Annotated in this window: 18 protein-coding genes and 1 tRNA gene; 11 read left to right on the forward strand and 8 right to left on the reverse strand. The window is 63.3% G+C overall.

What is annotated here, in order from left to right; translation table 11 throughout:
- Positions 1-4: 4 nt before the first annotated feature.
- The 3 genes from ACW17Y_RS15710 to tsaD are packed head-to-tail and all read right to left on the reverse strand — an operon-like array spanning position 5 to position 2576.
- Positions 5-391 carry a Rieske (2Fe-2S) protein gene (locus ACW17Y_RS15710; protein WP_492036605.1) on the reverse strand — a complete coding sequence of 129 codons (387 nt, stop codon included), beginning with the start codon at positions 389-391 and terminating at the stop codon, positions 5-7.
- On the reverse strand, positions 388-1386 hold the full coding sequence (locus ACW17Y_RS15715; RefSeq protein WP_492036606.1) for an NAD(P)H-dependent glycerol-3-phosphate dehydrogenase: 999 nt from the start codon (positions 1384-1386) through the stop codon (positions 388-390). The genes ACW17Y_RS15710 and ACW17Y_RS15715 overlap by 4 nt, the downstream gene beginning before the upstream one ends.
- Positions 1387-1394: 8 nt before the next feature.
- A complete protein-coding gene (gene tsaD / locus ACW17Y_RS15720; RefSeq protein WP_492036607.1) occupies positions 1395-2576 on the reverse strand; it encodes a tRNA (adenosine(37)-N6)-threonylcarbamoyltransferase complex transferase subunit TsaD in 1182 nt (393 codons plus the stop codon).
- 45 nt (positions 2577-2621) lie between these two features.
- Here tsaD and hemC point away from each other — a divergent pair, with 45 nt between their 5' ends.
- The 5 genes from hemC (at position 2622) to ACW17Y_RS15745 (ending at position 6825) form a co-directional block, all read left to right on the forward strand.
- Positions 2622-3554, forward strand: coding sequence for a hydroxymethylbilane synthase (gene hemC, locus ACW17Y_RS15725; RefSeq protein ID WP_492036608.1), 933 nt, complete (start codon positions 2622-2624; stop codon positions 3552-3554).
- Positions 3551-4234 carry a uroporphyrinogen-III synthase gene (locus tag ACW17Y_RS15730; RefSeq protein WP_492036609.1) on the forward strand — a complete coding sequence of 228 codons (684 nt, stop codon included), beginning with the start codon at positions 3551-3553 and terminating at the stop codon, positions 4232-4234. The genes hemC and ACW17Y_RS15730 overlap by 4 nt, the downstream gene beginning before the upstream one ends.
- A gap of 40 nt (positions 4235-4274) precedes the next feature.
- Positions 4275-4350: transfer RNA gene (locus tag ACW17Y_RS15735), tRNA-Thr, on the forward strand.
- A gap of 302 nt (positions 4351-4652) precedes the next feature.
- A complete protein-coding gene (locus ACW17Y_RS15740) occupies positions 4653-6038 on the forward strand; it encodes a DNA cytosine methyltransferase (RefSeq protein WP_492036610.1) in 1386 nt (461 codons plus the stop codon).
- A complete protein-coding gene (locus ACW17Y_RS15745) occupies positions 6031-6825 on the forward strand; it encodes a hypothetical protein (protein WP_492036611.1) in 795 nt (264 codons plus the stop codon). Before ACW17Y_RS15740 ends, ACW17Y_RS15745 begins: the two co-directional genes overlap by 8 nt.
- On the opposite strand, the gene ACW17Y_RS15750 is transcribed toward ACW17Y_RS15745, so the two are convergent.
- The 3 genes from ACW17Y_RS15750 to ACW17Y_RS15760 all read right to left on the reverse strand — a co-directional run bounded on the left by ACW17Y_RS15750 (position 6822) and on the right by ACW17Y_RS15760 (position 9534).
- Positions 6822-7226 carry a very short patch repair endonuclease gene (locus ACW17Y_RS15750; protein WP_492036612.1) on the reverse strand — a complete coding sequence of 135 codons (405 nt, stop codon included), beginning with the start codon at positions 7224-7226 and terminating at the stop codon, positions 6822-6824. The genes ACW17Y_RS15745 and ACW17Y_RS15750 overlap by 4 nt on opposite strands.
- Positions 7227-7236: 10 nt before the next feature.
- Positions 7237-8118, reverse strand: a complete 882-nt coding sequence (locus ACW17Y_RS15755) for an O-methyltransferase (RefSeq protein ID WP_492036613.1) — start codon at positions 8116-8118, stop codon at positions 7237-7239.
- A gap of 63 nt (positions 8119-8181) precedes the next feature.
- Positions 8182-9534 carry an ATP-binding protein gene (locus tag ACW17Y_RS15760; RefSeq protein ID WP_492036614.1) on the reverse strand — a complete coding sequence of 451 codons (1353 nt, stop codon included), beginning with the start codon at positions 9532-9534 and terminating at the stop codon, positions 8182-8184.
- Positions 9535-10088: 554 nt separating this feature from the next.
- Between ACW17Y_RS15760 and ACW17Y_RS15765 the strand changes: the two genes are divergently transcribed.
- From ACW17Y_RS15765 to ACW17Y_RS15775, 3 genes are all read left to right on the forward strand, one after another.
- A complete protein-coding gene (locus ACW17Y_RS15765; protein ID WP_492036615.1) occupies positions 10089-10475 on the forward strand; it encodes a hypothetical protein in 387 nt (128 codons plus the stop codon).
- Between the two features lie 97 nt (positions 10476-10572).
- A complete protein-coding gene (locus ACW17Y_RS15770; RefSeq protein ID WP_492036616.1) occupies positions 10573-10941 on the forward strand; it encodes a hypothetical protein in 369 nt (122 codons plus the stop codon).
- Positions 10938-11246: a hypothetical protein gene (locus ACW17Y_RS15775; RefSeq protein WP_492036617.1), complete on the forward strand. Its 309-nt coding sequence runs from the start codon at positions 10938-10940 to the stop codon at positions 11244-11246. Before ACW17Y_RS15770 ends, ACW17Y_RS15775 begins: the two co-directional genes overlap by 4 nt.
- Here ACW17Y_RS15775 and ACW17Y_RS15780 read toward each other — a convergent pair.
- A complete protein-coding gene (locus ACW17Y_RS15780; RefSeq protein ID WP_492036618.1) occupies positions 11243-11500 on the reverse strand; it encodes a helix-turn-helix domain-containing protein in 258 nt (85 codons plus the stop codon). The genes ACW17Y_RS15775 and ACW17Y_RS15780 overlap by 4 nt on opposite strands.
- 239 nt (positions 11501-11739) lie before the next feature.
- Here ACW17Y_RS15780 and ACW17Y_RS15785 point away from each other — a divergent pair, with 239 nt between their 5' ends.
- Together ACW17Y_RS15785 and ACW17Y_RS15790 are read left to right on the forward strand one after the other, a co-directional pair.
- Positions 11740-11979: a hypothetical protein gene (locus ACW17Y_RS15785; RefSeq protein WP_492036619.1), complete on the forward strand. Its 240-nt coding sequence runs from the start codon at positions 11740-11742 to the stop codon at positions 11977-11979.
- 4 nt (positions 11980-11983) lie between these two features.
- Positions 11984-12505 carry a hypothetical protein gene (locus ACW17Y_RS15790; protein ID WP_492036620.1) on the forward strand — a complete coding sequence of 174 codons (522 nt, stop codon included), beginning with the start codon at positions 11984-11986 and terminating at the stop codon, positions 12503-12505.
- Between the two features lie 101 nt (positions 12506-12606).
- Here ACW17Y_RS15790 and ACW17Y_RS15795 read toward each other — a convergent pair whose 3' ends face one another.
- On the reverse strand, positions 12607-12879 hold the full coding sequence (locus ACW17Y_RS15795; RefSeq protein ID WP_492036621.1) for a helix-turn-helix domain-containing protein: 273 nt from the start codon (positions 12877-12879) through the stop codon (positions 12607-12609).
- Positions 12880-13379: 500 nt separating this feature from the next.
- On the opposite strand from ACW17Y_RS15795, the gene ACW17Y_RS15800 reads away from it, so the two are divergent.
- Positions 13380-15290 carry a hypothetical protein gene (locus ACW17Y_RS15800; protein WP_492036622.1) on the forward strand — a complete coding sequence of 637 codons (1911 nt, stop codon included), beginning with the start codon at positions 13380-13382 and terminating at the stop codon, positions 15288-15290.
- Positions 15291-15372 lie beyond the last annotated feature (82 nt).

Raw genomic sequence — 15372 nt, forward strand, 5'->3', positions numbered from 1 at the left:
GGCTTTAGTCGGGGGCGGCGGTCCGTATGATCCCGCCCTCAACCCTTACCGGCCAGGGCGTCAGTTTTCCGCCCGCGCACGGCCCGCCAACGCAGGCCCCCGATAGCGGCTCGAACACCGCTCCATGCCAGCCGCACAGGATCAGCGATCCGTCCGGCGTCAGATAGCGATCCATCTCGATGGCGATCGGAAACCCCTGATGCGGGCAGCGATCGACCCAGCCTGCGACCTCGCCGTTCTTTCGAACGACGAAGCCGTGGAAATAGGCTTCCCCGATCTGCAGCACGAAACCGCGCGAGCCGGGCTCCCTGATGTCGTCGAGCGCGCAGAGGGCGACGTTCGCGGGCGTGGTCCAGACCCGTTTGCGCTCGGCCGGAGCCGCGTCGCTCATTCCCGCTCCGCTTTCAGCGGTCGGGACAGCAGCCCCTCGATCATCGCGTCCACAGTGGTCTCCCCCGCCAGCAATGCCGCTGTCGCCTCGCAGATCGGCATCTCCACGCCCATCTTCCTCGCAAGTTCGCGCACGGCCGGCGCGCTCTCGTAGCCCTCCGCAACAGACCGCTTGCCGGCGAGAGCCTGTTCGATCGTCTGGCCTTCGCCCAGCGCCAGGCCCAGGCTCATGTTGCGCGACTGCGGGCTGGAGCAGGTCAGGACGAGGTCGCCCAGTCCGCACAGACCCGCCACCGTCTCCGGCTCCCCGCCCAGGGCCACGCCCAGCCGCGTCATCTCCGCAAAGCCGCGCGTGATCAGGGCGGCATGGGCCGACTTGCCCAGCCGACGTCCCTCCGAAAGCCCGCAGGCGATGGCCAGCACATTCTTGATCGCCCCGCCGACCTCGGCGCCGATCAGGTCGGTCGCGAGATAGGGCCGGAAGGCCGGACCCGACAGGGTCTCCATCAGGGCCTCGCCCAGCCGGGCATCCTCGCAAGCCAGCGTGACCGCCGTGGGCAGACCCCTGGAGACATCGGCGGCGAAGCTCGGCCCCGACAGGACGGCGGCGGGCGCATCGGGGATCGTCTCCGCCAGCACCTCGGTCATCAGCTTCAAGGACCCGCGCTCGATGCCCTTGGAGCACAGGACGATCGGCGCGCCCGTCTTGTGGTGCGGCGCATAGGCCGCCAGCGTCGAGCGCATGAACTGGGCGGGCGGCACGGCCAGCACCAGATCGCACTCCGACAGGCCCGACAGCTCCGCCGTCACAGAGATCCGGTCGTCCAGCACCACACCCGGCAGGAAGGCCTCGTTGATGCGGCGGGTGGTGACGCTCTCGACCACCTCGGGCTCGCGCGCCTGCAGGATGACGTCCAGCCCTGCGCGGGCGCAGACCAGGGCCAGGGCCGTGCCCCAGGCCCCTGCGCCGATGACCCCTGCGGTGCGATAGGCCATTCGTTCCCTCAAGCTTTCGCGCCCTTGCGCCCGGTCGGATGGACAGGATCGGCCAGTGCGCGCGCCTCGTCCAGCGGCCATCGCGGACGGGCGGGCGCATCAATATCCGAAACCAGCCCGAGCTGAAGCCGTTCCGCCCCCGCCAGGGCGATCATCGCCGCATTGTCGGTGCAATAAGCCATGGGCGGCGCGAGGAAATCGAAGCCACGCTTCGCCGCCGTCGCCTCCAGCACCCGCCGCACCGTCCTGTTGGCCGCGACGCCCCCGGCGACGACAAAAAGAAGTCCTTGCTGGCCTACCGCCTCGCCCGCGGGGCTCGGCTGCCGGAGGCGGGACTCATGCTTCTCGGCAAAGTCGGCCATGGCCCGATCCGATCGTTCCGACAGCTGGCGCGCGATGGCGTTCTGCACCGCATCGGCCAGATCGGCCCGGTCCTGATCCGTCTCGCAGGTCTGGGCCAGCCGCGACGCAGCCGTCTTCAGTCCCGAGAAGGAAAAGTCGCAATCCTTGCGGCCCAGCAGAGCCCTCGGCAGATCGAAGCGCGCGCCGTCGCCGCTCTCGGCCCTCTTTTCCAGCGCCGGCCCGCCGGGGTAGCCGAGCCCCATGGCTTTGGCGATCTTGTCGAAGGCCTCTCCGGCCGCGTCGTCGATGGTCGTGCCCAGCCGGCTCATGTCGCCGATGCCGCGCACCTCCAGCAGCTGGCAGTGACCGCCCGAGACCAGCAGCAGCAGGAAGGGGTAGTCCACCTTGGCCCCCAGCCGGGCCGAGACCGCATGCCCCTCCAGATGGTTCACGGCGACCAGCGGCAGGCCGCGCGCCAGGGCCACGGCCTTGCCGAACCCCAGCCCGACCATGACCCCGCCGACCAGGCCGGGACCGGCGGTCGCCGCCACCCCGTCCAGCTCGCCGTAGCGGAGGCCGGCGTCCGCCATGGCCCGCCGGACGACGCCGTCGATCATCTCCACATGGCTGCGGGCCGCGATCTCGGGCACCACCCCGCCGAAGGCCGCATGATCGTCGATCTGGGAGTGGACCACCGACGACAGCACCGTCGCCACGCCGTCCGGCGTCAGCCGCACGACCGAGGCCGCCGTCTCGTCGCAGCTGGTCTCGAGGCCCAGCACCGTCAGGTCGCCACCCGGCGCCGGGACGGTTGTCGCCCCGGTCTCGCTGCTATAGTCCGCGCCCATACTCATCGGGTCGAGGTAGCGACCCCGCCGGACCCGCGCAACTCAATGGCTCCCCTCATCCGCATCGGCACCCGTCGTTCCGCATTGGCCCTGGCCCAGTCCGGCATGATGCAGCGCGCCATCGCCGCCGCCATGGACCTGCCTCTCGAACAGGTCGTTCTGGTCGAGATCGTCACCACCGGCGACCGCATCCAGGACCGCCGCCTGATGGAGGTCGGGGGCAAGGCCCTGTTCACCAAGGAGATCGAGGAGGCCCTGCTCGATGGCCGCATCGACATCGCCGTCCATTCGATGAAGGACGTCCCCGCCGAACAGCCGCCCGGCCTGACCATCGCCGCCATCCCGGAGCGTGAGGACGCCCGCGACGCCTTCATCAGCCGCGACTTCGACGGTTTCGACGCCCTGCCCCACGGCGCCCGCCTCGGCACCGCCTCCCTGCGGCGTCAGGCGCAGGCGCTGGCCCTGCGCCCCGACCTGCAGATCGAGATGCTGCGCGGAAACATCGACACCCGTCTGCGTCGCGCCGCCGGGGGCGAGTTCGACGCCATCCTGCTCGCCGCCGCGGGCCTGAACCGGCTGGGTCGGTCGGACGCCGTGCGCGACTACCTGTCCGCCGACGCCTTCCTGCCCGCCCCGGGCCAGGGCGCCCTGGCTCTCCAGACCCGTGAGGGCGATACCGACCATGCCTGGGTCGCCGCCATGAGCCACCGCCCCACGGCCCTCGCCATCGCCGCCGAGCGCGGGGCCATGGTCGCGCTGGAAGGGTCCTGCCGCACCGCCGTCGGCGCCCACGCCGTGATCGAGAACGACCACCTGACCCTCACCACCGAAATGCTGGCCCCCGACGGCACGGCCCGCTGGCGCCGTGCGGGGACGCTTGGCCTGGTCGAGGGGATCGACGCCGCCCGCACCCTCGGCGAACAGCTGGGTCATCAGGTCCACCTCGCAGCGGGCGACCAGAGCGTCCAGGTCCCTTGAGCGACATCCGCCGCGTCTGGGTCACCCGCGCCCGGCCCGGCGCCGACCGCACCGCCGAACGGCTCGCGACCCTGGGCTTCACGCCCGTCCTCGCCCCCCTTCTGGCCATCCGCCCCCTCGACGCCCGTCCCGACCTGACCGGGGTCGAGGCCCTGGCCTTCACCAGCCGCAACGCCGTGCAAGTCTTTGCCGAGCTCTCGGGCGACCGTGCCCCGCCCGTCTTCGCCGTAGGCGACGCCACAGCCGCCTCGGCGCGCGAGGCCGGTTTCCACGACGTCCGCTCCGCCGGCGGCGACCTCCACGCCCTCGCCGCCCTGGTCCGGGCGGAAGGCGCCGGCCTTTCGATCCTGCACCCCTGCGCCGCCGAGCCGGCCGGAGACCTTGCCGCCCTCGTCGGAGATACAGCCCGTGTCACCCCCCTGGCCGTCTACGAGGCCGTCGAGACCGACGCGACAGCCCCGGAAGTCTGGGACGCCGTCCTGATCCACTCCCCTCGCGCCGCACGGGCATTGGCCGCAAGACTGTCGGCGCAGGACGCGAGGGGGCGCATCGCGGTCGTCATCTCGTCGGCCGCCGCCACTCGCCTGTCCGTTCGGGGACTCGCGGAAATCCGGATCGCCGCCGCCCCGACCGAAGATGCCCTTCTGGCAGCGCTTGGCAAGCCGGAGGTCAACGTATAAAGAGCCGCTTCCGTCGCCGGGGCCCAGCCCCAGCCGACAGGCCGCTTTAGCTCAGCTGGTAGAGCATCGCATTCGTAATGCGGGGGTCAGGTGTTCGAGTCACCTAAGCGGCACCACTACTTCCCGTAGGGGCTAGGCGCGACGTAAGGCGGAGGTGCCTTCCGGCTGGGCTCGGTGGTGGGTCCCAGCTGGGTGGGCCTTCCGCAAGGACATGGCCGACCTCTGATAGGATGATGGAGGTTGCGTCAAAGCACTCTCGCGACGCGGTGCAGCGGCTCTTCCAGAATCAAGCTGGCCAAAGCAATGCTAGCAGATCAGACCTTAACCGCAGAAAGTCTGGTCAGCAGAAAGGGGTCATTGTCCCTATCTGTTACCGACACATTCCCGGAGGGTGGAGCGCCCTCACCTTGGAGGCCGCATGACTGTTGTCGCTTTTCAAAAATCTCCAACGCGGCGGCCGGGCACCGGTAAAGCGCGCCGTCCTGTAGCGATCGACCTGTTTGCAGGTGCCGGAGGCATGAGCCTCGGGTTTGAGCAAGCGGGGTTCGATGTCGTTGCGGCGGTGGAGATCGACCCCATTCATTGCGCCACGCATGAGTTTAACTTCCCAGATTGCGCGGTGATCGCTCAATCGGTCGTCGGCATGTCGGCCGCCGAGATCAGGCGTCGTGCCGGCATCGGAAGCGACCTTGTTGACTGCGTTTTTGGTGGACCGCCATGCCAGGGGTTCTCGCTGATGGGCCAGCGAATCCTGGACGATCCCCGCAACCGGCTGGTTCTCGAATTCGTGCGGCTGGTCGACGAGCTGGAAGCCAGGTCGTTTGTGTTCGAGAACGTGAAGGGTCTCACCGTCGGCAAAAGCAAGGCGCTGCTTGAAGAGCTCGTCGTTGCCTTCGAGAAGCGCGGCTATCACGTCACGCAACCTTGGCAGGTTCTCAACGCGGCGAACTACGGCGTACCGCAAAGCCGCGAGCGACTTTTCCTGATCGGTGCCAAGCGCGGCGAGGCGATGCCAGCTTATCCCAAGCCGCTTACGACGCGAGTCGATGGGAAAAGGCCGGTTGAGGGACTGCCGGCGGGTCCTACTTGCTATGAGGCGATCGGAGATCTCCCCGATTCCGATCTGTTTGCGGCTCTTATCGAGACGGACGTCGTGCGGACCAAAAAGTTCGGCAAGCCAAGCGCGTACGCGGCGGAGATGCGCTGCTTGAAAGACGGCAGCTGGCATCTTGGTCACCGGAGAGAATGGGACCCGGAACTTTTGACGTCGAGCGCCAGGACGGAACACACCGAAATCTCGAGACGTCGTTTTTCCTCTACGCCCAAGGGTAAAGTCGAACCGATCAGCCGGTTCTTGAAACTTTCCCCGATCGGTCTGTCAAACACTCTTCGAGCCGGTACAGACGGGGCACGAGGGGCTTTTACCAGCCCACGGCCAATCCATTTCGAACATGATCGGTGTGTCACGGTTCGAGAGATGGCACGTCTACACGGCTTCCCAGATTGGTATCGGCTGCATTCGACGAAATGGCACGGTGCACGGCAAATCGGGAACGCGGTGCCCCCTCCCCTCGCGCGCGCGGTTGCGAAGCAAGTTGTGACTGCACTTGGCCTTAGGCCCAAGGCCACAAGAGCCGCAGTAGCCCTGGGCAACACGGCGCTACTCTATCTCGAGATGACGGAGGCGGCAGAACGCTATGGCGTCCCGAAACCGTCGACCAGGCGCGATCAGAAGAGCGGCGCAACCAAAAGGAAACAGCAGGATATTGAGAACGAACGCCTGAAAGCGGCAGCGAATGGCTAAGTCCTCGAGCCGTGCTTACGATTTGATCATCGGCCAAATCTGGGAAGATCACTTCCAGCCAGACGTCAAAACCTTCGAGTTCACGCGCCGTGAGATTGTTGCGGCAAAAGACAAGCATGCGCCGGAACTGGATCTGAACCCCGGCGACGTCGTCTACACTTTTCGATTCCGCCGGAAGCTGCCGCCGCACATTCTCGAGACCCAACCTGACGATCTGGAGTGGATAATCGAGGGTGCCGGTCGAGGCGTTTATCGGTTCCGTCTCGTCCGCGAGACAAGGATCGAGCCTAACGCGAGCCTCGTGACGATCGGCATACCCGACGCGACGCCCGAGCTGATCCGGCTGTACGCCCTCGATGACGAGCAGGCCCTATTGGCCATCGTGCGCTACAATCGATTGATCGACACGTTCCTCGGATTGACAACCTACTCTCTCCAAAACCATCTGCGGACGACAGTGAAGGGGATCGGTCAGATCGAGATCGACGAACTCTACATCGGGCTCGACAAGCATGGCTGTCACTTCGCTATTCCGGTCCAGGCGAAGGGCGGGAAGGATCAGATTGGGGTCGTTCAGACGACACAGGACATCCGCTACGTCGAACAAAACTTCGAGGGCATGCGGTGCCGCGCCATCGCCGCGCAGTTCATGGCTGACAACGTCGTCGCCCTCTTTGAACTCACGCTGCAGGATGATCAGGTGAAGGTCGTCGAAGAGCGGCACTACAAGCTTCTCGCCGCCGACAAAATCGACCGCAAGGCGATCTCGACCTACCGGGACGACTAAGCCAAGTACCGACGCAATCTTTCATGCACTGCCGTTGGATACTTTAGCTCACACTGCCACACCGCTTCGGACTCCCAGCCCAGAGCCGCCAGTGCAGCAATAGCTCGAGCGTCGCGCTCCCGATTGGCCTCGATCTTGGGGACCCAATATTCCGGGCGGGACTTCGGAAGCCTTCCTTTCGGGCAGTCGTGCCCATGCCAAAAGCAGCCGTTCACAAAGACGACCTTCCTGCGCCCGGGGAACACGATGTCGGGCGTGCCTGGAAGGTCGCGTCTATGGAGACGATAGCGGTAGCCTTGCGCGTGCAGCCACCGTCGGAGAATGGTCTCCGGTGCTGTGTTTTTCTGACCGACCGCGCGCATAATCGAGGAGCGTTTGGTCGGCGTGCGAGTGTCGGCCATCGGACGGGAGCTAAGCTATGATCTGCCCGAAGGAAGGGTAGAGCGCATAGTACTTCTCGAAGATCGAAATCTGCGTGTCTTCGAGATCGAACCCTAGGTTCTGGACATCGGCCCTCGTCACCAAGTCGTTCGACGGGAGCAGCGATTGAAGCGCCCCCACCTCTTTCACGGTCAAGTGCGGTGCTTCTAACAGGCCCTCAAATTTGGCAGCCCACTTTGCATCCTGGGTGGTCGCCCGGCAGGCCGGAACCGCGCCCACGGCCGGCAGAATTCCGCCGATCGTCACCATCGGTGTCGAATCTCGGTACGGTACGGAGAAGCAGGGAATGTATCCTCCCGGCCGGGCCGCATCGCCTGCGATCGAAACAAGCCAGTCCTGAGCATACTGCGCGAGCGTGACTGGCAGCTCGTCATCGGAACATCGCTCCTTGGATAGGTCGTCGGGCACCGAAGCGCCGAGCAAGGTTCTAAGGTACTCGGGCCGTCGAACAGGTTTCCCATACGGGTGGCCGTTAGCCGCAAAGGTGGTGAGGAGAATACTGTTGGGCGGCAGGTTTTCGACTGCCCAACGCAGATCGTCACGTCGTCCTTCATCCAGTGCTTTATCGTAGTCGAGCCAAAGAACCCACGGCCGGGTTTGCATTCCAGGCTTGTCGAGGATGAGCGGCAGGCGGTCATGGGACATGCCCTGTTCGACCTCGACGGTCCGGTAAGGGCGATTGAAGACAGCGCGACGATAGCCGACATCGTCGGCTTCTATCGATACCATGTCGGCGATCTTGAGAGTCTTATGGGCGCTAACGAAGTCCGTGAACCAGACGGAGCCGAGGCCGACATAGCAGGCGTTGTGAATGTCTAGAGCAGCATAGATCGAGCGGATGCCCTCAAACACAAGACTCCTTTGAATTGATTTACTGGGCCTTAGACTATAGTTAACAGCGTTGAATGAGGGCATTCAGTCCTCGGAGTCCGCGAGATCGTTGAAGGCGTATTCGAACGACTCGAGGCCAACGTCTCTATAGCTCATGTTGATGTTGCCGAAACCTCGGGCTAAGGCCCGCATGCGCTTCAAAGGCACGGTATATGCGACATTCGCCACTGGTTCTTTCTTCACTGCCTGGATCGTCGGCACCTTTACTTCGGAGCGAAGTGCGACCGAGAAAATGGAGACGGGCTTAGCAGCCACTTCCTCTTTCTTCGCTTCTTCGAGACGTTGCTTGCGAGCATTCGTGTAGGCAATCCAAGCCTTCGACGCGTCTCGCATTTGCGGCCGAGCTTTCCGGTAGACGGCCGAAGACTGGTCGACGCTTCGCTTGGTGGTCGTGAGGGGGAGCAGCGCCGCATTTTCAGACGTGAAGAAAATCAGGCCGATAAACCCGCTGTACTGAGGGTGCCATATAGGCCAGTCCTCACTGCCCCAACCTGTTAAGCTGGAACGATCTGCCGCGACTACGATCCGTCCGTTGCAGACTACGTACCAGCCAGACCGGTCGTCGTTCTTTCTCGTCTCGTCGGGTTCGCTCGACTCCGGCGGCGGCGCATTCATCCCTGCGAGAATTTCGATAGAGACAACGCCACTACCCACCGGCTCGGAATAAGCGCTCCGCATCGGCTCGAACGCTTCGCTCTGCCTAACCTCGATGTTCCAGCCGATGATCCGTTCACCGTTTAGAACGACGTTCAGGCCACGATGAAAGTGCAGTGCGTAGTCACGGGCGATCGTACGTCGGAGATTCTGCAATGACGATGGGTTAGCGAACGTAGCGAGCGCGGACTCGCTTAGGTCGGTTATCGACAGTTCGACTCCGTTTTCCTCAAGGCCCGAATCGCTTTCGATGTCGAAATCCCAGTCTTGGGGCTTCGCGAGCCATTGTGCGACGTCGATGGGTACGCGGAAGGATTCCGTCCCTTGCCCTATGGCATAGGTGCTTCGAATTGTGATGTTCGCGCCGATCTTGAAGATCGCGCGCTTCATTCCAATGCCGTAAACGCCGATGCTATAATCGTCCGGCTCGGCGTCGTCCCTGCGACCGAACGTGAATGCATAGTTCGCTGCGTCGTCCAGGGTTATCCCGCCGCAATTGTCTCGCATTGTGAAGACATCGGGATTCGCCGTTATGTCTATGGTGTAGGCGGAAAGATCGACGCCGTCCTCCAAGCCCGAGGGCCTGCCCCCTTCGCGCTGCCAAGCGCTATCGACGCTATTGTCGAGGAGATCGAGGAGGCAATCCTCAAGCGCAATGTCCCGGGTAATCATCCGAACGAAAAACGCCTTCGTCGGATTAGCTTTTGCTTTGTCGTACTTCACTCGCCCCCCCTGGTCGTGAATAGGTGCGCTAGGATCGCGGCCTCTACCCTAGCGCGTGCATCTGCGCGCTGACCAGCTTCGGCTTTTCGTTCTCTTGGACTAACCGAGTTCCTAGAGTTGGAGTTGGGCCAATACGCGCCAGCAGGCTGCGTGTGGAATAGACGGCGAGAAGCAGCCGGGTCTGCTCTCCTGCAGGGGGCAGACCGCTTTCCGTCGCCTGCAATGCTTTGCCCAGCAACAGCTGGTTGGATGTCTCGTCGCCGCGCTAGCCGGTCCGCCAACGCCCGATTCCCTTGACGGCGCGAAGTCACAGCAACGCGCGCTCCTCGGTATCTTATCTGAAGAACGGCTAACGAGCCCGGCCTTCAACACTGGTGCCCGGAAGTCGCCGGAAGGTACCCAGCCCGGCGATCCGGACGAAGAGGTTCTCCAAAAAACTCTGGACCTTCTGCCCGACCACCGCCGCCCCTCGCCGACCCTCCGCCATCAACCCAGCCGAGCCCTCGTGACCACCGTCGCGGGGGCTTTTCTTTGCCCTGAAAGGACTCTCCACCATGCTGAAACTCACTGACCGAGCCGGCGTCACGGCCGCGCTCACCGACCCCGACATCGACCCCGAGCTCCGCGCCCTGATCGGACTTCGCGCTTGGCAACTCGACGACGTGCGACACCAACCCCTGGGCGAGACAGTCTTCTTCGTGGTCGTCCAGCCGGGCGATTCCGCAGACACCATCCACAAGGCCGTCGGCTTCCCGATCACCTGGGACCAGGCCGACCAACCCGGCTGGGAGTGGATGGAGGACCACGGCCGGTGGTTCGAGCTGGCCTACGTACTCACCGACGACCTCGGCATGGTGGTCTTCGTCGCCGACGATCCAGGCGTCGATCACACCCTTCGCTTCAACCTCCTCGCCGTGGCCGATCGACCGACCCCGTCGTGACCGCCTGACGCCTCTTCCACCTCTTTCCGCCGACCCATCCACCAGCGCCCTCCGACACCCGTCGCGAGGGTTTTTTCATGCCCGAAGGAGACCTCTCGTGCTTTCACTGAAAACCTGCGCTGCCGTGGCAGACGCGCTCCACGACACCGACCTCGACCCCGGTCTGCGCGAGCTGATCCGCCTTCGTGCTCGACAGCTTCACGCCGGGCTGAAAAGCCACCCATGGTTCTTCGTCATCCAGGGTGGAGACACGGTTGAGGTCATCAACGACGCCTTGGGCTTCAACATCACCGGCGAACACGCCGAACCGCCAAGCTGCGACTGGATCTATGACCATGGCTTCTGGTTCGAGATCGCCTACGGCCACACCCGCATCTTCGTCGAGAACGGCCCGGGGACGGAGCTTGGCATCCACTACCTGTGCCTTGCCCACTTCTGGACCGACGCCGACGAGCGACGGGCGTGAGCCGCTTCCTCATGCTGCTGACGGTCTGCGTCGTCCTGGCGATCGTCCAGGCGGCCGTGGCAGCCCTCGTGATCGGCCTGGGGATCATGCTGCTCTACTCGTTCATCACCAGACCGCGTGAGACCCTCGTATTTGTGGGCACCTTCACGTTCTTCGGTCTGGTGAGCGCGCGGCCGGTCACCTGCATCGTGGTCTTCGGCATCATCGCGCTTGCGGTGGTCGGCGTCGGTGCTTGGCAGAGGTCAAGGTCCCGGCCGCCTTTGGTAGATCGACCTCAGCTCCGTCTCGGAACCCGACGCGACTAGATCGAGAACCCCTCGGGCAGTCGCTTTATCACCTCCCCGAAAAGCTTGGCGGGATCGGCACCCATCGCTCGCGCCAAGGTGACGAACTCCAGCACGTCCACGCGTCGCTGGGCGCGCTCGATGATGGATATGTAGGTCTGATCCTTGCCGATCTTCTCGGCCAGCTGGGCCTGCGTCAGACCCGATCTCCGCCGGGCCTCGGTCAGCACCGCGACGAGGTGCGGATGACCTCCGCCGTGGATTGTCTTTGGCATCCGGTTGGCCGCCGATTTTGAACCGGCCACCCAACTATATGGAAAAATCGCTTAGGCAGTTTTTCCGTATTTCGATATGGAATCTTTCCATAATGAATCGGCGGATAATCACCACACCGCACTGGGAACAGCAAGAACACCTTAGGATCGATTACCCGAAAGCCGTGCCCAACGCTGAGATAAATGCCGCACTAGTAGTCAAGCAACCCAACTTAAATGAGAGCGCTGAAGAGGAACCTATGAAGAATATCAATTTGAAGACCGTCTCGTTTGTCGTGGCGGGCATTGGACTATTGTCGCTAGCAAGGGCTACCGCTTTCGATACCGCGCCCGAGGGCACACACAACATCGGCCTAATGCAGGTTCAGATGCTGTGGGCTCAGTTCGCTTCCACCTCGTTGGTGATTGGCGCTCTGTTGTTCGTGGGCAACCACTTCACAGAGGCTAAGGCGGCCAGTGCTCCTCTTGAGACGCGCTAGCCCTATGCGGATCACATTGGGGATAGCCACGACGGCTGGCCGGTTCGCCGGCCTACTTCTAGCGGCCGGGGTGGCGGGTTGCGGCACCCAGGAAACCGACTTTTCCAAGAACGAAGGTGCGGTAGCGTGGTTGGCCCATCATCGCGGGGCCATACCGAGCCGGTGCATCAGTCAACTGATCGAGAGACGTGGCGAGTCCATCGAGATCAACGACCAAACGCGTCGAATGGCGCAGTCAGATGCAATGCAGATGGCTGGGAGCATCTACGCCATCTCGTTGGCGAGCGAGAACCTCATCGTCGCGCGCGAGAAGGAGTTGGAGCTCGCGAGGGAGGGCGTGACGCGGGGCTACATCGTGGAGAGTGGCGTGACAGATGCGATCACCAACCTGAACGACGCCATATTCAAACGCGACCTCAGCCGGATGGGCTTGGCTAGCGTTGACGCCTGCAACTTCACTGCGACCGACGAGGCCTTCGGGTTCAAATATCGGCACCAACTGTCTTACCGCAACGGCGGTCGGTGAACCCACCGAGTAACGAGTCCCACCCGTCAGCTGGCAAGTGTCAGGGGACGGGTGGGACAATCGGCTGTGAGGCTACGAGACTGCGCCCGATCGAAGCGGGATCAGGCCGTGGAGGGCTTGGGCACGCTCGGAGGAACCCTCAGGTTCTTGGCCGAGATCTTTTCCCTTGGCTCTGCCGACATCACCGGGAGCTTTCGCGCTTCCGCCATGACGTCCACGACATTGTCCGCGATCGATACGAGCGCCTCTCCTTGTTCGGTCAGCTTCATCGGAACGCTGTCGTGATATACCAGCACGCGCTGGCTCCACCTTTCGAGGTTCTGGATATGCTTCGTGACCGCGCTCTGGGTGATCCCCAGCTTCTTGGCGGCCACCGACCGATTTTCCGACCGCGAGGCGACTACAAACGTCTGCAGCCAGGACAGGCGCAAGTCTCCGAACTTTAGCCCGAGCTGACTGCGTTCTGGGGATTTGCGCACGGCTGATTGGCTCCGAAACCAGCCTCAGTGACTCACTGACGGCATTCCATACAGGAATAGCCTACCGTCGAATGTCCTTCAACCGGGAGTTTCCAGTATGGAATACTGGCCCATATCCTGCTGTTTTCGCAGCAGTTTTTTGGTGCTTCTCTTTGGTCATCGGCCTGAGGGACGACACCAAGATCACCGCAAGGAACAGCGGCGAGAAGGCGTCTAAAGACGGGTCGATCCATCAACCCAACGAGGATCAAACCGTGGTTCAACGACCTAAGCCCAACCCGCTCCCTTCAGGTTTGCGAGTTCCGCCGCCCCCACCGTCGATACCTTTGAAAGAGGCAATGGGGGAGACCGCATCCGCCCCCGAAGCGTCCCCCTCACCCTCTTTTCGGACCCCAATGGCCACGCCGTTCGGCTTGGCATCCGAGCATCCAGACGGTGCACGGTCACCCACCGCCGCCGTCGATGAAACCGGTGAAACAGGTGAACCGTCGCCCCCCGCACCTGTTTTGCCTGTTTCGTCCCGTGCGGACGCCGAGCCGCAGCACCTCGCGCCGGCGGACACTGACTACGCCGACGACGTCTACACCCCCGCACCGACAGCCAACCCCGTGGTGGAGGCGCTCGTTGCCAACGGTCTCTATCTCGAGGACGGAGGCGACGGGCTCCACAGCCTGACCTGCCCTTGGGTTTCGGAGCACCCACCTGAAGCTTCCTCTCAGGCGGACTATCTGGAGCCGGATTTCGGCAGACCTATCGGGCGGTTCCGCTGCGCGCAAAAGCACGCTGAAACGCGCGACGCTCAATGCTTGATTGATCACCTGGGCATCGGCCCGGACGCCGCTCGCGCAAAGGCGGTTGTCTACATGCAGACCGGAGAGACCTACCGCGCCGTGGCCGCATCGGAGCGAGTGTTGGCGATAGCCGGTCGGTATTTCAACGCCACGGGCCCGATCGTCCGGATCGTAACGAGACCTGGACAAGGGATTTCTACCGAGCTCGTGACTGATCAGACTCTGAGCGCTTTCCTCGCGTCGAAGATCGACTTCTACCGGAAGGGCAACGGCGGATCGTGGGAGAGATGCGACCCGCCCGTGAGCATCGTCGCTGGCCTCCGGTACGGTCAGGACCGACTGCATCTGCGGACGCTTGCGGGTCTTTCCCGTCAGCCCTTCTATGGGGCGGATGGGCGTCTCATTTCCAAGTCTGGTTTCGATGAGCCGACCGGCATTTATTCAGACTTCGACGAGGCAGAGTACGATTTTGAGAGCCCCACTCGAGACGCTGCAGAACAGGCACTCGACTACCTGAAGTGGCTGCTGCGCGAGTTCGAGTTCGGGTCCGACGCCGATCGCTCGGCGGCGCTCTCAGCGATACTGACCGCTGCAGTCCGGCCATCTCTCTCCTTGGCCCCAGCCTTCAACCTCAACGCCCCTCGATCCGGAGGCGGCAAGAGCTTTCTGGCAGCTCTGATCGCTTTGGCCGCAGGACCTGGCGACCCCTACAGCGTCAGCTATCCCACGACGGCGGAGGAGGCGACAAAGGTTCTCTTGTCGATGCTGCTCGAGAAACCCGCTGTCATTTTGTTCGATGACATGCAGGCCCAAACGGGCTGGAAGTCGCTGGGCCCCATCAACAAGGCGTTGACCAGCACCACGATCACCGAGCGTGTTCTCGGTAAGAGTCAAACGGGCACGGCACGGACCAACGTGCTGTTCCTCGGGACGGGCAATAACGTCGAACCGGCGCAAGACATGCGTCGGCGTGTGGTGTCGATCCGGCTTGCCCCGAAGAGCGAAACCCCCACGCTCCGGTCGTTCTCGTTCAACCCCGTCGCCCATATCCGGAAGCATAGGTCCCGACTTGTCCAGGCGGCCCTGACCATCATCGAGGCACACCGTGCGGAGGGACAACCAGCGTTCGATGTCCCGTCGATCGGAAGCTATGAAGAATGGTCGATGTTCTGTCGTCACCCGCTTATCTGGCTGGGCGAGCCCGATCCGGCCACCAGCCTGATCGAACAGGTGGAACAAGATACCGATCAGGACGCCCTCGGCGAGTTCTTGAAGGTCTGGCTTCGGCTGTTCGACGATGAGGCGATGACGGTCCGCGAGGTGGTCCCCTATGCTGCCCGAGACGCCAGATTTGCTGACGCCCTGGAAGAGGTCGGGGTGATGGACGGCACCGCCGTCAACAGGAAAAGGCTCGGCTGGTATCTCAAGCAGAATCGTGGCCGCTGGGCCAATGGCTTGCGGATCGAGTCGGGGCCGAACTCGCAGCGCAACACCTGGCGAGTGATCGAAAGCTAGGGGCCGCCGACACGCTCGACGGCGGTCGGACCGAAAATCCGGCCGCTGAAAAGTGGCAAAACAGGTCGCGCCTCTTTTGCCC

This window comes from Brevundimonas sp. AVps7 (genome assembly GCF_058681545.1).

Excerpts from the sequence above, each read along its gene's own strand:
- ACW17Y_RS15710 (WP_492036605.1), bottom strand. The coding sequence starts at position 391 with ATGAGCGACGCGGCTCCGGCCGAGCGCAAACGGGTCTGGACCACGCCC.
- ACW17Y_RS15715 (WP_492036606.1), bottom strand. The coding sequence starts at position 1,386 with ATGGCCTATCGCACCGCAGGGGTCATCGGCGCAGGGGCCTGGGGCACG.
- tsaD (WP_492036607.1), bottom strand. The coding sequence starts at position 2,576 with ATGGGCGCGGACTATAGCAGCGAGACCGGGGCGACAACCGTCCCGGCG.
- hemC (WP_492036608.1), top strand. The coding sequence starts at position 2,622 with ATGGCTCCCCTCATCCGCATCGGCACCCGTCGTTCCGCATTGGCCCTG.
- ACW17Y_RS15740 (WP_492036610.1), top strand. The coding sequence starts at position 4,653 with ATGACTGTTGTCGCTTTTCAAAAATCTCCAACGCGGCGGCCGGGCACC.
- ACW17Y_RS15745 (WP_492036611.1), top strand. The coding sequence starts at position 6,031 with ATGGCTAAGTCCTCGAGCCGTGCTTACGATTTGATCATCGGCCAAATC.
- ACW17Y_RS15750 (WP_492036612.1), bottom strand. The coding sequence starts at position 7,226 with ATGGCCGACACTCGCACGCCGACCAAACGCTCCTCGATTATGCGCGCG.
- ACW17Y_RS15765 (WP_492036615.1), top strand. The coding sequence starts at position 10,089 with ATGCTGAAACTCACTGACCGAGCCGGCGTCACGGCCGCGCTCACCGAC.
- ACW17Y_RS15780 (WP_492036618.1), bottom strand. The coding sequence starts at position 11,500 with ATGCCAAAGACAATCCACGGCGGAGGTCATCCGCACCTCGTCGCGGTG.
- ACW17Y_RS15785 (WP_492036619.1), top strand. The coding sequence starts at position 11,740 with ATGAAGAATATCAATTTGAAGACCGTCTCGTTTGTCGTGGCGGGCATT.
- ACW17Y_RS15790 (WP_492036620.1), top strand. The coding sequence starts at position 11,984 with ATGCGGATCACATTGGGGATAGCCACGACGGCTGGCCGGTTCGCCGGC.
- ACW17Y_RS15800 (WP_492036622.1), top strand. The coding sequence starts at position 13,380 with ATGGCCACGCCGTTCGGCTTGGCATCCGAGCATCCAGACGGTGCACGG.